We start from the raw sequence: 13,836 nt of genomic DNA, 5'->3' as shown, positions 1-13,836 counted from the left end.
CTCCTCAATTACTTACGCTTTAAGCTGGCTAATACGGCAAATGGGTTTGGTTTTTGCGCTTCATCAGGCAGTTCCCCAAAGACCATGTCCGCCTCGGACACTTCACAGTGTTCAGAATCATGCACCGGAACAACTGGCAAGGAGAGGATGATTTCATCTTCAACCAGAGCCAGAAGATCGATTTCACCGAATTCGTTAACCTCAATCGGCTCATACGCTTCCGGGAGTGCTTCAGCCTGTTCGTCAGAACGAACCGGACTAAAACAATACGTTGTGTGAACATGCTGTACAAACGGTTTCCCGCAACGCTGACACGCGAGCGTTACCGTCACCTTTGCATCACCGGTTAAAACGGCAAGGCGCTGGTTATCGATAGCGAACGACATGGAGCATTCTACATCACTGTCCACACTGACTACGGATTCGGCAATACGCTCTGCCTGATCGGAAGAATAGATTCCTTCGTAATCGAGGCGTTTCTGAGCCGTACGAACCGGATCAAGAGTCAGGGGTAATTTTACCTTTTGCATAGGGCGCGCATATTAACTTTGTAACGTCATATAGTCAAAGAAAAAGGCAACCAGGGCTGCCTTTTGCCAATTATTCGCACACATTGCGGCCTGTAGTTTAAAATGGCTGGCATCGATACGCTATATCTGGTGATAAAAATATGCCAAATCTCGTTCTCGCGTCCACTTCACCCTACCGTCGAATGTTGCTGGAAAAACTCGGTATCCCGTTCGAATGTGCCGCACCGGCCGTTGACGAAACCCCACAATCAGGTGAGTCACCACGGCATCTGGTCACACGTCTGGCGCAGGAGAAAGCCCAGTCTCTGGCTGCTCGTTACCCTGCCCATTTGATTATAGGCTCCGATCAGGTTTGCGTACTTGATGGTGTCATCACCGGAAAACCGCATACCGAAGAGAATGCCATCCAGCAGTTGATGAGCGCACGCGGCAATATCGTTACCTTTTATACGGGCCTGGCGCTGTATAACTCGGCCTCTGGCCATCTGCAAACCGAATGCGAGCCTTTCGATGTGCACTTCCGCCATCTCAGCGAGCAAGAGATTGTGGATTACGTACGTAAAGAACGGCCGCTGAACTGTGCAGGCAGTTTTAAAAGTGAAGGGTTGGGAATTGCGTTGTTCGAAAGACTGGAAGGCCGCGACCCTAACACGCTGGTCGGTTTGCCGTTGATTGCGCTTTGCCAGATGTTGCGGCGTGAGGCGTTAAATCCGCTGAGTGCGTGATTTAACCTTCGCTGCCTGATGCCCTCACCCCGGCCCTCTCCCACAGGGAGAGGGTGCAAACATTAAAAACGACAACTTCGTTGCCGTTTTACTTTTACCTTAGCCGCGCAAAACTTTCAGGCAGCGTTTCAGCTGTTCGTCCAGCGGCGCTTCAACACGCATCACCTCACCCGTCCCCGGATGGGTAAATTTCAGCGCAGCGGCATGAAGGAACAGGCGCGATAACCCGGTGCCTGCCAGCTGTTTGTCGAACTCCCTGTCGCCGTAACGGTCGTCAAACGCGATAGGATGCCCGGCATATTGCGTATGCACGCGGATCTGGTGCGTACGGCCCGTCACCGGGCTACAGCGCACCAGCGTGGCAAACTCAAAACGCTCTTCGACTTTAAAACGCGTCTCAGACGGTTTGCCCTCCTGGTTAACGCGAACAATGCGTTCGCCGCTTTGCAGGATATTTTTCAGCAACGGTGCCTGAACCACTTTCATATGGGACTGCCACTGACCACGCACCAGCGCCAGGTAATCCTTCTGCATTCCTTTATCACGCAACTGCTCGTGCAGGGAACGTAACGCAGAGCGCTTTTTCGCTACCAGCAACACGCCAGAGGTATCACGGTCGAGGCGATGCACCAGCTCAAGGAAACGCGCTTCCGGTCGCAGGGCGCGTAGGCCTTCAATTACGCCAAAACTCAGACCACTGCCGCCGTGTACCGCCGTACCCGATGGCTTGTTCAGCACCAGGATGTGATCGTCTTCATATAAAATCACATCGCTAAGGGCCGCGACTTTCTGCAATTTTGGTGAAACCGCCTCTTCTTCACGCTCGGCTACACGTACCGGTGGAATACGGACTTCATCGCCCGCTTCGAGTTTATATTCAGGTTTCACGCGTTTTTTGTTCACCCGCACCTCGCCCTTACGCAAGATGCGATAAATCATACTCTTTGGTACGCCTTTCAGTTGGGTACGCAAAAAGTTATCGATACGTTGCCCCGCTTCATCATCGGTGATGGCAACCATTTTTACGGCTGGAGTCTCTGTTTTCATGGTTGGCGATTCTAAATATCGTCACGCATTAGCGCCACTCATTTTTCTATGCTTATATTTACTTTTATCCGGCACGCTTTCTTCGTGCGCAATCGTTTTGGTGGATATTAGACCAATCGCTTCGCTGAAGTGGAGAAACTGTGAGTAACCGGGTGATAATTGGTAAAAGTCATCTTGCTATAACCCGGCGAGCAGTGGAATAATGAAGCCGTTTTCCGTGTTAAATCCTGGTTAAGTAAGGATACTGACGGAATGACCAATTTTGTCTGACCGATCATCCACGCAGCAATGGCGTAAGACGTATTGATCTTTCAGGCAGTTAGCGGGCTGCGGGTTGCAGTACTTCCCGGTATAAGGATTGTTCTCTGGAGAGTTTTACCCAGGCAATTCCCCTGATAATTGCGCTGTGTTTCCGTATGAAACACAGGCAACCGACACTCTGCGCCTCTTAAGCGAGCGACAACCGTGAGGTTGGCGACGTGAATAGACACGAGGCCATCGGTTCATACCCCGGAAAGCGTCACCTTGCCCGCAGCTTTGTCGTCAATGTAAGAATAATGAGTAAGTTACGATGAAAAGAATGTTAATCAACGCAACTCAGCAAGAAGAGTTGCGTGTCGCCCTTGTGGATGGGCAGCGCCTGTACGATCTGGATATCGAAAGTCCTGGACACGAACAGAAAAAAGCGAACATTTACAAAGGCAAAATCACCCGCATTGAACCAAGCCTTGAAGCTGCATTCGTCGATTACGGCGCTGAGCGTCACGGTTTCCTTCCTCTTAAAGAAATTGCTCGCGAATACTTCCCTGCCAACTATAACTCCCACGGTCGCCCGAACATCAAAGATGTGCTGCGCGAAGGACAGGAAGTTATTGTTCAGATTGATAAAGAAGAACGCGGCAATAAAGGCGCTGCGCTGACCACCTTTATCAGCCTGGCAGGAAGCTATCTGGTACTGATGCCAAACAACCCGCGTGCGGGTGGTATCTCTCGCCGTATCGAAGGTGACGACCGTACCGAGCTGAAAGAAGCGCTGGCAAGCCTTGAGCTGCCGGATGGCATGGGACTTATCGTTCGTACCGCAGGCGTAGGCAAATCTGCCGAGGCCTTGCAGTGGGACTTAAGCTTCCGCCTGAAGCACTGGGAAGCTATCCAGAAAGCAGCTGAAAGCCGCCCTGCTCCATTCCTGATCCACCAGGAAAGTAACGTTATCGTGCGTGCTTTCCGTGACTATCTGCGTCAGGACATTGGCGAAATTCTGATTGATAACCCGAAAGTGCTTGAGCTGGCTCGCCAGCACATCGCTGCACTGGGTCGTCCGGATTTCACCAGCAAAATCAAACTGTACACCGGTGAAATCCCGCTGTTCAGCCATTATCAGATTGAATCCCAGATCGAGTCCGCCTTCCAGCGTGAAGTGCGCCTGCCATCCGGTGGTTCTATCGTTATCGATACCACTGAAGCGCTGACCGCAATCGACATCAACTCCGCACGTGCAACGCGCGGTGGCGATATCGAAGAAACGGCCTTCAACACCAACCTTGAAGCAGCCGATGAAATCGCCCGCCAGTTGCGCCTGCGCGACCTGGGTGGCCTGATTGTTATCGACTTCATCGACATGACCCCTGTACGCCACCAGCGCGCGGTTGAAAACCGTCTGCGTGAAGCGGTACGTCAGGACCGTGCGCGTATCCAGATTAGCCATATCTCTCGTTTTGGCCTGCTGGAGATGTCACGTCAGCGTCTGAGCCCATCACTGGGTGAGTCCAGCCATCACGTCTGCCCACGCTGTTCTGGTACAGGTACCGTTCGTGACAACGAATCACTGTCCCTGTCGATTCTGCGCCTGATTGAAGAAGAAGCGCTGAAAGAGAACACCAAAGAAGTCCACGCCATTGTTCCGGTGCCGATTGCCTCTTACCTGCTGAACGAAAAACGTGCCGCAGTCAGTGCAATTGAGGCGCGTCAGGGCGGCGTACGCTGCATCATCGTGCCAAACGACCAGATGCAGACCCCGCACTACCACGTGCTGCGCGTCCGCAAAGGCGAAGAAACCTCGACCCTGAGCTACCTGCTGCCTAAGCTGCATGAAGAAGAGATGGCCCTGCCATCTGATGAAGAGCCTGCCGAGCGTAAACTGCCTGAGCAGCCTGCATTAGCGACCTTCATCATGCCGGAAGCACCACCGGAAGCCGCACTGGAAAAACCAGCTGCGAAACCTGCGGTTCAGAAACCTGCACCTGAAGCGGCGAAAGCACAGCCTGCTCAGCCAGGTCTTCTGGGTCGTTTCTTCGGCGCACTGAAAAAGATGTTCGCAGGCGAAGAAGCACAGCCAGAACAGCCGCAGGAAGCACCGAAAGAAGCGAAGCCAGAGCGTCAGCAGGATCGTCGTAAGCGTCAGAACAACCGTCGCGATCGCAATGACCGTAACGATCGTAGCGATCGTAACGAGCGCCGTGATAACCGTTCCGACAACAACGAAGGTCGTGAGCAACGCGAAGACAACCGCCGCAACCGTCGTGAGAAACAACAGCAAAACGTTGAAGATCGCGAAATTCGCCAGCAGGCGGGCGATGAGTCTGAGAAGAGCAAACAACGCGACGAGCAACAGCCTCGCCGTGAGCGTAATCGTCGCCGTAACGACGACAAGCGCCAGGCTCAGCAGGAAGTTAAAAACCTGAACCGCGAAGCCCCTGTTGAACAGCAGGAGACCGAGCAGGAAGAACGTACTCAGGTTATGCCGCGCCGTAAACAGCGTCAGCTGGCTCAGAAAGTTCGTTTCGCGTCAGAGCAAACGGAAGAGACCGCAATTGTCGCGACTGAAACCGTTGCTGAAATCGCGCCGAACACCCAACTGGCTAAAGTAGACCTGCCAGCCGTGGTCGACAACAGCGCAGAGCAGGATGAAAACAGTGAAGGCCGTGATAACGCAGGGATGCCACGTCGCTCCCGTCGTTCTCCGCGTCACCTGCGCGTAAGCGGCCAGCGTCGTCGTCGTTACCGTGATGAACGTTACCCAGGCCAGTCGCCAATGCCGTTAGCCGTAGCCTGTGCTTCCCCGGAAATGGCCTCTGGTAAAGTCTGGATCCGCTATCCGGTTGCACGTCCAGAGCAACTGGTTGAAGAAGCGGTTGTGGCTGAAGAGATCGTTGCTCCAGTTGAAGCCGTAAAGGAAGTGGTAACAGAAGCCGCGACCATTGTTGAGCCTCAGGCTGTTGAGAGTGCTCCTCATGCCGTTGCCGTGGAAACAACCCATCCAGAAGTGATTGCTGCGCCAGTTGCTGACGCTGTACACATCATCGCGGAAGAAGACACTGTGGTTGCTGAGCAGGTAGCAGAAGAAGTTGAACCTGCCGCACCGGTTGAAGAGATCGTTGAAGCGGTCGCTGAAGACGTGGTGACCGAAGCCCCCGTTGCCGTAGAGGTTAACGCTGAACCGGCACCTGTTGTTGCCGAAGCCATCGCGCCAGAAGTGAAGCCTGAACCGGTTGTCGAAGCGGCTGCCCGTGCTCACGTTGCCACTGCGCCAATGACGCGTGCGCCAGCGCCAGAGTACGTGCCAGAAGCACCTCGCCAGAGCGACTGGGTTCGTCCGAACTTTAACTTCGACGGCAAAGGCTCTGCCGGTGGTCACAGTGCAACGCACCAGGCGACTGCACCGGCTACCCGCCCACAGTCTGTCGAGTAAGTCTGCGTAACATAATAAAAGCCGACCTTCGGGTCGGCTTTTTTATGGCTACTGCTCGGGTTTTCTCATGCCGGCGATGTCCGGCATCACCTGGCGCATCATCTCCAGAAAACGCCGCAGACGCGCCGGATAATAGCGTGACCATGGATACACCAGATGCACAGGTAACGCCGCAGGTTGCCAGCCAGGAAGCAAATGCACTAACCGCCCTTCCTGAATATCCTCTTTGACCGTCCAGCTTGAAACAACCGCCACGCCCAGCCCGCTCAGCACGGTATTGCGCGCCACATGCAGGCTGTCGGTACTCAGTCTTGGGGTGATGACAACTCGTGCGGGCAACTCAGAAACGCCATCAAATAACTCGACATGGCGCTGATAAAAAGTGTTGATCGCAATCCACGGCAGCGCAGAGAGATCTTCCGGGGTTTTCACGGGTGCAAACTGAGCCAGCAGCTCCGGCGATGCCACCACACAGCGCGGGACTTCCGCCAGCAGCACAGAAACGGTCGCCGGATCGATTTCAGCACCCACGCGGATGGCGCAGTCAAGATTATCGCTCAGAAAGTCGACCGATTTATCATTCAGCATCCACTCCACGGACAACTGTGGATAGCGCTGCAAAAATTGCGTGAGCGGTTTCAGAAGCTGATCCTGCCCGAAGGCATGGGGCGCACGAACCCGCAGCACGCCAACCGGTTCATCTTCGGTCTGCCCGACTTCATCTTCCAGCGCCAGCCAGCTATCAATCACCCGCCGGGCATGTTGATAACATCGTTCGCCATCATCCGTTAATTTGGTTGCATGGGTGGTACGTAGCAACAACCGGACACCCAGCACGGTTTCCAGAGATTGCAAACGTCGGCTGACTGTCGCCTGCGTTGTGCCAAGCAGCCTTGCTGCCGCCGACAACGAACCCGACTCCACGATGCGCACAAACGTCCGCATCAGCTCAACCCTGTCTATACGCTCAGTTCGCTTCATTATTTTTCTGGTAATACGTTTAACGTATAAGCGTTTTACCACCAGGCCGTCTACCACCACAAGGCTGACTGCGAAAAAATGTCCTCACACTATGACTGAGGAACGTCTTATGAACACAACAACTGCCACCCATGCCGTAAGCCGCTGGGTTATTTTTATGCTGGCGATGGGTGCCGGATTCAGCGTGGCATCCATTTACTATGCCCAGCCTCTGCTACCCCTGATGGGTTCAGACCTGCATCTGAGTATCGAAGGCATGGGTCTGGTACCGACGCTGACCCAGGCAGGCTATGCGCTGGGTATTCTCTTCCTGTTGCCGCTTGGCGATCGCCATGACCGCAGAACGTTAATCCTGATCAAAAGCGCCGCCCTGGCCCTCTTCTTACTGGGCTGTAGCCTGACCGGGCAGTTGCATTCCCTGCTGCTGGCAAGCCTGTTAATCGGGATGGCCGCAACCATGGCGCAGGATATCGTCCCTGCGGCAGCCATTCTTGCGCCGGAAGGCAAACAGGGGAAAACCGTGGGCACAGTCATGACCGGCTTGTTACTGGGTATTTTACTGTCGCGTACCGTCAGCGGCGTGGTGGGTGAAGCCTTTGGCTGGCGCGTTATGTATCAACTGGCCGCCGTCAGTATTGCCATTATCGGCGCGGCGATGTGGGCGGTACTGCCGCGTTTTGCGACCCACTCCACACTCAGCTATCCGGCACTGATGCGCTCAATGGAGCACCTGTGGCGTCGTTATCCGGCTCTGCGCCGTGCGGCGCTGGCTCAGGGTTTCCTTTCAGTGGCGTTCAGTGCGTTCTGGTCAACGCTTGCCGTGATGCTGTTTGAGCGCTATCACCTGGGCAGCGCGGTTGCCGGTGGGTTTGGTATTGCCGGTGCGGCGGGTGCACTTGCTGCACCGCTGGCGGGTGGCCTGGCAGATAAACTGGGCGCAGGTAAAGTCACCCAGCTTGGCGCAGTACTGGTGACCGTCTCTTTTGCTCTGATGTTCCTGATGCCTGCCCTTGGCACACACGGACAATTGTTCCTGATTGCGCTTTCCGCCGTCGGTTTCGACCTTGGCCTGCAATCGAGCCTGGTGGCGCACCAGAACCTGGTCTACAGCCTTGAGCCGCAGGCACGTGGTCGTCTGAACGCCCTGCTGTTTACGGTAGTCTTTATCGGAATGGCGCTGGGTTCAGTGGCGGGCACGAATATCTATTCCCTGGCGGGCTGGTCTGGCGTGGTCGCGCTGGCAACTCTGTGCGGCGCCATTGCACTGGTGATCCGCTTGATTGAAAGCGCCCGTGTGATCTCTGCTCAGGCTGAAGCGTTATAAAAAAATGCCCAATCCAGATACGGATTGGGCAGTCAAAACATGTCCAGTTTCGAGACATGTTCTAAGAGGTCAAGATGTTACTTGTTCAACTGGAACAGAGACATACCCTGCATATCGCTGAACGCTTTATAAGACGCCTGCAATGCCGCCTGCTGCATGGTGTAAGACGAAATCACCGAGTTCCAGTCAACGTCAACCAGGTCGCTCATCTGCTGAGTTTGTCCCAGCGCACGATCCTCGCCCAGCGTATCCAGTTTATCCAGCTCATTCAGCTTCGTACCCAAATCAGCACGCACCATCAGAACGTTATCCAGCGAGTTGCTCAGGCCACGGTTGGCTTTATCAATCGAAGCTGTCACGGCGTCAGCGGCAGTCTGGTCGTCGGTAACCGGGGTATTCAGCGCGGCAATGGCCGAATCCAGGATCTTAAACAGGTTCGTTTCCGGAGTACTGCCGTCAGGCTCTGGTTTTGCGTTGCTGGTGAACGTATCGAAAACTTCAGTGCCGGTATGGCTGATTTGCATGGTACGCGCCGAATCAACCTGCTGGCTGATTGGCGTCGAGCCGCCCTGGTAATCACCGGTCGTCGAATCAAAGGCCGGCGCTTCGGTTTTATAACCGGCAAAGATATAACGGCCATTACCTTCGGTGCTGTTCGCCAGGTTCATCAGTTGATCGCGTATACCCTGCAGGTCAGTTGCCAGCGAAGCGCGGTCGGTATCACTCAGCGTGCCGTTGCCCGCATAGACGACCTTTTCCTGCGCGCTCTGGATAGCCGATGTCACCTGCGACAACACGTTTTCTTCCAGAGAGACTTTGGTCGTGGCAAAGCTACGCGCCAGCGTAAACTGGCTGTTCTGGGCTTGCGCCTGAGACAGGACAACAGCCTGAGACGCGGCAATCGGGTCATCGGATGGGCGGTTTACACGCTTACCGGTAGACATCTGTTCGCCATACCCGAGCCAGAGACTCTGGGAGTTTGTCACTCCACGCATACTCTGCTCATACATCATTTGAGTGCTAATACGCATTTTTGACCCCGGTCTTAGCGAATATTGATTAACGCATCAAAGAGCGTGCTGGCAGTCTGAAGAACCTGCGCATTCGCGAGGTAATACTGCTGATAACGTTGCAGGTTGCCGTACTCTTCGTCCAGATTAACCCCGGAGATAGACTGCTGCTGTTTGGTCAGCTGCGTCACAACGTTGGTCTGCGTTTCGCTACTGGTTTTCAGCGATGCGGTGGTGCTACCTACCGTACTGACCAATGCAGCGTAAGCATCGTTGAAGGTCTTATTGCCACCAACCACTTTGGCGCTTTGCAGATCCAGCAGTTTTTGACCGTTGGTGTTATCGCTATTGCCACTGCCGCTGGCGGACGCCATTGCCAGTTTGGATTCGTCGCTAATCGCCAGGTCCATATTCATGATGACGTCGTTCACCGGCTTCACAACAAAGCTGTCTTTGGTGTTCGCAGAACCGCTGATGTTAACGTTCAGGCCGTCAAACGACAGGTTGCCGCTGCCATCAGGCGTTGCGGAGAAGCTGGTTTTGTCCGCCAGACGGGTTACCGTCCAGTTGGTGCCGTTGTATTCGACTTTGTAGTTAGTCGCCTGCACGGCGGAGCTGTCGGTTACGCTCGCCGTCACAGACGCACTGCCGGTATTTTTGCTGTTGCTCAGCACGGACGGAGAACCATAATCAAACAGTTTGCCGCCCGCATCGCCATTGGCATCAAACCCGGCTTCATGCTGTTTATTCATGGCATCGGCAAACGCCAGCGCCATCTGGTTCAGTGAGTTACGTGCTTTATCCAGATCCTGAGAACGGAAGGTTAACAACCCGCCCAAGGAACCGGTGGTGATCTGTTTTTCCGGGATCTCAACGTTGCCAGCGGCCGCATCCACATACGCAACCGTGATACGCGAAGGATCGGCGCTGGACTGAACCGCCGCCAGCTGATTCGCGGTGCTGCCCTGAACGAGGTTGTAACCGTTCGCGAAGGAGATGTTGTAGGTACCGCTATCCTGCACGGCCACTTCAACACCCACGATCTGGTTCAGGTTATTCACCAGCTGGTCACGCTGATCGAGCAGTTCGTTCGGAGATGAACCTGCCCCCACACCGGTCAGACGCGAAATCTGATCGTTGAGGTTCGCGATTTGTTTCGCGTAGGCGTTAATCTGGTCGACGCTGCTGGAAATAGAGGTATTAACCTGCTTATCCTGATCGCGCAGATACTGGTCGTTAACCTTGAACTGGTTCACCAGGCCATCAGCTTTGCCGAGCACCGTCTGGCGTGCAGCCGGGTCGTCTGCGTTACTGACCAGCGTTTGCAGGCTGGTAAAGAAATCCTGCAACGTCGTGGACAGCGAGTTCGTGGTATCAGACAGCACGTCGTCAATTTTCGACATCTGCTGATAACGCGTTGTCAGCCCGCTGTTCTGGGTATCTGCCGCACGCAGCTGGTTAGTGATGAATGCATCATACTCACGCTGTACACCGGAGACATAAACCCCGTTGCCAACCCAGCCACCGCCTGTCAGCGTGCTGTTAGAGGCTCCCAGAATGGTGTTCTGGCGAGTGTAACCAGCCACGTTGTAGCTTGAAATATTATTACTGACGGTATTGAGTGCCGCCTGTGCAGCACTGAGGCCACTCATGGCGCTGTTAATCAAACTGGACATGGGGGTTCCTTTTATACTTTCAGACACGAGTCCTGATGAAGGTTATCGGCAGCCTCCACCGGGACTTGAGAACTTTCAGAACAGATTTTCGAGATCTGTGCTATAGGCTTTGCTGACTTTCTCGCCCATCGATTTCAGCTGCTGGATCATGCTGGTAAGCTTACGCGCATAGTTTGGATCGGTGGCGTAGCCCGCGTTCTGCAATGCTTGCGCGCCCTGCTCCGGCGTTGCCGCCTGGGTCACCGCGTTATAGCGCGGGTTGCGGCTCAGCACGTTCACGTAATCCGACAGCGCTTCCAGATAAGAGCTGTACACACGGAATTTCGCTTTCACTTTCACGGCGGCGCCGTTTTCGTATTCCGTGGTGGTTATCTCGGTCGTTGGCCCTTTCCAGCTGGAATTGGCCTTAACGCCAAAGATGTTAAAGCTTGGCTCACCGTTTTCTTTACGGATCTGACGTTGTCCCCAGCCCGACTCCAGCGCAGCCTGCGCCAGAATCAGGTGATGAGGTACGCCGCTCTGCTCACTGGCAAGCCGCGCAGGCAGGGAAAGCTGCGCCAGGAAGTCTTTGCTATCACCGGACAGCGGCTCGTCGCTGTTATCAGTCGCCTTCGGCATCGCTTTACGCACCATCTGCGTCAGCGCCTGGTTCTGATAACTGGTCACCGTTTCCAGGTCGAACTTCATCGGCACCTGCTGCGGCTGCTCTTCCTGCGCCTGCACACCCTGTGCGGCTTCGGTCTGTTTCACAATCATGTCAGCCAGACCCAAGCCCTTCCCGGCCGTCATCTGCTGCGCAATCTGCTGGTCATACATGCTGGTATAGAGTCGCGTTGAATCGCTGCTGAAAATCCCGTCTTTCGGCAGGGTTTCACGCATACTTTTCAGCATCATCTGTACAAACATCCCTTCCACCTGGCGGGCGACCGGGCGAATGTTCGCCGACGGATCTTTACCCGCTTTGGTTTTCAGTTCGTTGAGCGACTGGGCATCCCAGGCGGCACTACTCAGCAGTTTGCTATCGGTCAGCATTAGATGATTTCCACTTTGGCACGCAGACAGCCTGCACTTTGCATTGATTGCAGAATGGACATCAGGTCTATCGGCGTTGCGCCCAATGCGTTCAGCGCACGTACCACGCTGTTCAGGTTGGCACTGGAGCGCACGCTTTGCAGCGAACCGCCGCTCTGGCGCATATCAATCTGGGTTTGTGGGGTCACTACCGTCTGGCCGCCACCAAATGGCGTATTCGGCTGACTGACGTTCGCGGAACGATTCACCGTCACCGAGAGGTTGCCCTGCGCCACGGCACAGCTATCCAGCATCACCTCGCGGTTCATGACCACAGAACCCGTACGTGAGTTAATAATGACTTTGGCATCCTGAAGCGGAACGTTCACTTCCATATTCTGGATATCCGCCAGCATCCGCACCTGGTTGCTGCTGCCCGTTGAAGTACGGATCTGCACGGTACGTGCGTCCAGCGCGGTTGCGCTGCCGTAGCCACGGCTGCGGTTGATGGTGTCGGCAATTTGCTGAGCCATCGTGAAGTCTTCATTATTCAGTTGCAGGTTAATGGTGTTACCGGAACCGAACTGGGTTGGCAGTTCACGTTCGATAATCGCCCCGCCGGTAATACGTCCGCCGTTGAGCTGGTTCACCTGCACGCTGCTGCCGCCTGCGGATGCACCCGCCCCGCCGACCAGGATGTTCCCCTGCGCCAGCGCATACACCTGGCTATCAACACCTTTTAATGGCGTCATCAGCAGCGTACCGCCGCGCAGGCTTTTGGCGTTCCCCATCGAGGAAACCACCACGTCAATGGTCTGCCCCTGACGCGCGAACGCCGGGTAGGACGCAGTGACCATCACCGCAGCCACGTTTTTCAGCTGCATGTTGGTGCCCGTCGGTACGGTAATACCGAGCTGGGAGAGCATGTTGTTTAAGCTCTGGGTGGTGAATGGCGTCTGGGTGGTCTGGTCACCCGTGCCGTCCAGCCCCACAACCAGGCCATAGCCAATCAGGGAGTTTTCACGTACGCCCTGGACGCTGGTCAGGTCACGAATACGATCGGCCTGAGCAAAGGTAGCCACCAGAGTCAGCACCGCTGCGAAGAGGAATTTAAACATGAGTCACCTCGCTTACATCGGCGATAAGTTAAGGAAGAAGCGTTGCAGCCAGCCCATATTTTGCGCTTCGTTGATGTAGCCGTTGCCGACGTACTCGATGCGCGCATCCGCTACCTGGGTGGACGGTACGGTATTGGTGCCGCTGATGGTGCGAGGGTTAACCACACCAGAGAAGCGGATGAACTCAGTGCCCTGGTTGATGGCAATCTGTTTTTCACCCACAACGTGTAAGTTGCCGTTAACCAGAACCTGGTCAACCGTCACCGTCAGCGTACCGCTGAAGGTGTTACTTGCGTTGGCGCCACCCTTACCGTTAAAGGTGTTACCGCCAGATGCATCAACATCGGCACGCGCATTGCCAAACAGGCCCTGCAGGTATCGTGGTACGGTGTCGAAGCCAAAATTGGTTTTGCCATCGCGGCTGGCATTCGCCGACGAGCTCTTGCTCGCACTGACGTTTTCCTGCAACACAATGGTCAGGGTATCGCCGACGTTACGTGGGCGACGGTCTTCAAACAGCGGCTGATAACCATAGTTAATCGGCTGCGCAGTCTGGAAAATGGAGCCGTTCACAACTGGCGCAGGGCCAGGAACGGGTTGGGCGGTAGTCGCACCCTCAACCAGTGGTTTAGACGGGATCCAGGCACAGCCGCTGAGAGTGACGGCCAGGACAGTCATAATCGGATAACGAAACGCCGCGTGTTTTTGCATTGCCTTCATCTTCGA

General features: G+C 54.9%; 11 protein-coding genes. 3 read left to right on the top strand and 8 right to left on the bottom strand.

The window, feature by feature from the left end:
* Window positions 1–8 precede the first annotated feature (8 nt).
* On the bottom strand, window positions 9–530 hold the full coding sequence (yceD, locus tag M987_RS14135; protein WP_014069783.1) for a 23S rRNA accumulation protein YceD: 522 nt from the start codon (window positions 528–530) through the stop codon (window positions 9–11).
* A gap of 140 nt (window positions 531–670) precedes the next feature.
* Between yceD and M987_RS14130 the strand changes: the two genes are divergently transcribed.
* Window positions 671–1,255: a Maf family protein gene (locus tag M987_RS14130; RefSeq protein ID WP_014069782.1), complete on the top strand. Its 585-nt coding sequence runs from the start codon at window positions 671–673 to the stop codon at window positions 1,253–1,255.
* 99 nt (window positions 1,256–1,354) lie between these two features.
* Here the strand turns inward: M987_RS14130 and rluC are convergent, their stop codons facing one another.
* Window positions 1,355–2,302: a 23S rRNA pseudouridine(955/2504/2580) synthase RluC gene (gene rluC, locus M987_RS14125; RefSeq protein ID WP_041162037.1), complete on the bottom strand. Its 948-nt coding sequence runs from the start codon at window positions 2,300–2,302 to the stop codon at window positions 1,355–1,357.
* A gap of 571 nt (window positions 2,303–2,873) precedes the next feature.
* Here rluC and rne point away from each other — a divergent pair.
* Window positions 2,874–5,990 carry a ribonuclease E gene (rne, locus tag M987_RS14120; protein WP_014069781.1) on the top strand — a complete coding sequence of 1,039 codons (3,117 nt, stop codon included), beginning with the start codon at window positions 2,874–2,876 and terminating at the stop codon, window positions 5,988–5,990.
* A 48-nt stretch (window positions 5,991–6,038) separates the two neighbouring features.
* On the opposite strand, the gene M987_RS14115 is transcribed toward rne, so the two are convergent.
* Window positions 6,039–6,971 carry a LysR family transcriptional regulator gene (locus M987_RS14115; protein ID WP_014069780.1) on the bottom strand — a complete coding sequence of 311 codons (933 nt, stop codon included), beginning with the start codon at window positions 6,969–6,971 and terminating at the stop codon, window positions 6,039–6,041.
* 109 nt (window positions 6,972–7,080) lie between these two features.
* On the opposite strand from M987_RS14115, the gene M987_RS14110 reads away from it, so the two are divergent.
* Window positions 7,081–8,295, top strand: coding sequence for an MFS transporter (locus M987_RS14110; RefSeq protein ID WP_014069779.1), 1,215 nt, complete (start codon window positions 7,081–7,083; stop codon window positions 8,293–8,295).
* A 77-nt stretch (window positions 8,296–8,372) separates the two neighbouring features.
* Here the strand turns inward: M987_RS14110 and flgL are convergent, their stop codons facing one another.
* From flgL to flgH, 5 genes are all read right to left on the bottom strand, one after another.
* Window positions 8,373–9,326 (bottom strand): flagellar hook-associated protein FlgL, encoded by a 954-nt coding sequence (gene flgL, locus M987_RS14105; protein ID WP_014069778.1) that lies wholly within the window; start codon window positions 9,324–9,326, stop codon window positions 8,373–8,375.
* A 14-nt stretch (window positions 9,327–9,340) separates the two neighbouring features.
* The gene (gene flgK, locus M987_RS14100) at window positions 9,341–10,981 is read right to left on the bottom strand and encodes a flagellar hook-associated protein FlgK (protein WP_014069777.1); all 1,641 of its coding nucleotides are present in this window, start codon (window positions 10,979–10,981) and stop codon (window positions 9,341–9,343) included.
* Window positions 10,982–11,056: 75 nt separating this feature from the next.
* Window positions 11,057–12,013: a flagellar assembly peptidoglycan hydrolase FlgJ gene (gene flgJ / locus M987_RS14095; RefSeq protein WP_014069776.1), complete on the bottom strand. Its 957-nt coding sequence runs from the start codon at window positions 12,011–12,013 to the stop codon at window positions 11,057–11,059.
* Window positions 12,013–13,110, bottom strand: coding sequence for a flagellar basal body P-ring protein FlgI (locus M987_RS14090; RefSeq protein WP_014069775.1), 1,098 nt, complete (start codon window positions 13,108–13,110; stop codon window positions 12,013–12,015). Before M987_RS14090 ends, flgJ begins: the two co-directional genes overlap by 1 nt.
* Window positions 13,111–13,122: 12 nt before the next feature.
* Window positions 13,123–13,821, bottom strand: coding sequence for a flagellar basal body L-ring protein FlgH (gene flgH / locus M987_RS14085; protein ID WP_014069774.1), 699 nt, complete (start codon window positions 13,819–13,821; stop codon window positions 13,123–13,125).
* Window positions 13,822–13,836 lie beyond the last annotated feature (15 nt).

Source organism: Enterobacter soli ATCC BAA-2102 (assembly GCF_001654845.1).
Classification (GTDB): domain Bacteria; phylum Pseudomonadota; class Gammaproteobacteria; order Enterobacterales; family Enterobacteriaceae; genus Enterobacter; species Enterobacter soli.
This window is presented reverse-complemented; position numbering and strand designations above follow the sequence as displayed.

Bases quoted from the DNA above. Each gene is read 5' to 3' on its own strand.
- yceD (WP_014069783.1), bottom strand. From the start codon at position 530: ATGCAAAAGGTAAAATTACCCCTGACTCTTGATCCGGTTCGTACGGCT.
- M987_RS14130 (WP_014069782.1), top strand. From the start codon at position 671: ATGCCAAATCTCGTTCTCGCGTCCACTTCACCCTACCGTCGAATGTTG.
- rluC (WP_041162037.1), bottom strand. From the start codon at position 2,302: ATGAAAACAGAGACTCCAGCCGTAAAAATGGTTGCCATCACCGATGAT.
- rne (WP_014069781.1), top strand. From the start codon at position 2,874: ATGAAAAGAATGTTAATCAACGCAACTCAGCAAGAAGAGTTGCGTGTC.
- M987_RS14115 (WP_014069780.1), bottom strand. From the start codon at position 6,971: ATGAAGCGAACTGAGCGTATAGACAGGGTTGAGCTGATGCGGACGTTT.
- M987_RS14110 (WP_014069779.1), top strand. From the start codon at position 7,081: ATGAACACAACAACTGCCACCCATGCCGTAAGCCGCTGGGTTATTTTT.
- flgL (WP_014069778.1), bottom strand. From the start codon at position 9,326: ATGCGTATTAGCACTCAAATGATGTATGAGCAGAGTATGCGTGGAGTG.
- flgK (WP_014069777.1), bottom strand. From the start codon at position 10,981: ATGTCCAGTTTGATTAACAGCGCCATGAGTGGCCTCAGTGCTGCACAG.
- flgJ (WP_014069776.1), bottom strand. From the start codon at position 12,013: ATGCTGACCGATAGCAAACTGCTGAGTAGTGCCGCCTGGGATGCCCAG.
- M987_RS14090 (WP_014069775.1), bottom strand. From the start codon at position 13,110: ATGTTTAAATTCCTCTTCGCAGCGGTGCTGACTCTGGTGGCTACCTTT.
- flgH (WP_014069774.1), bottom strand. From the start codon at position 13,821: ATGCAAAAACACGCGGCGTTTCGTTATCCGATTATGACTGTCCTGGCC.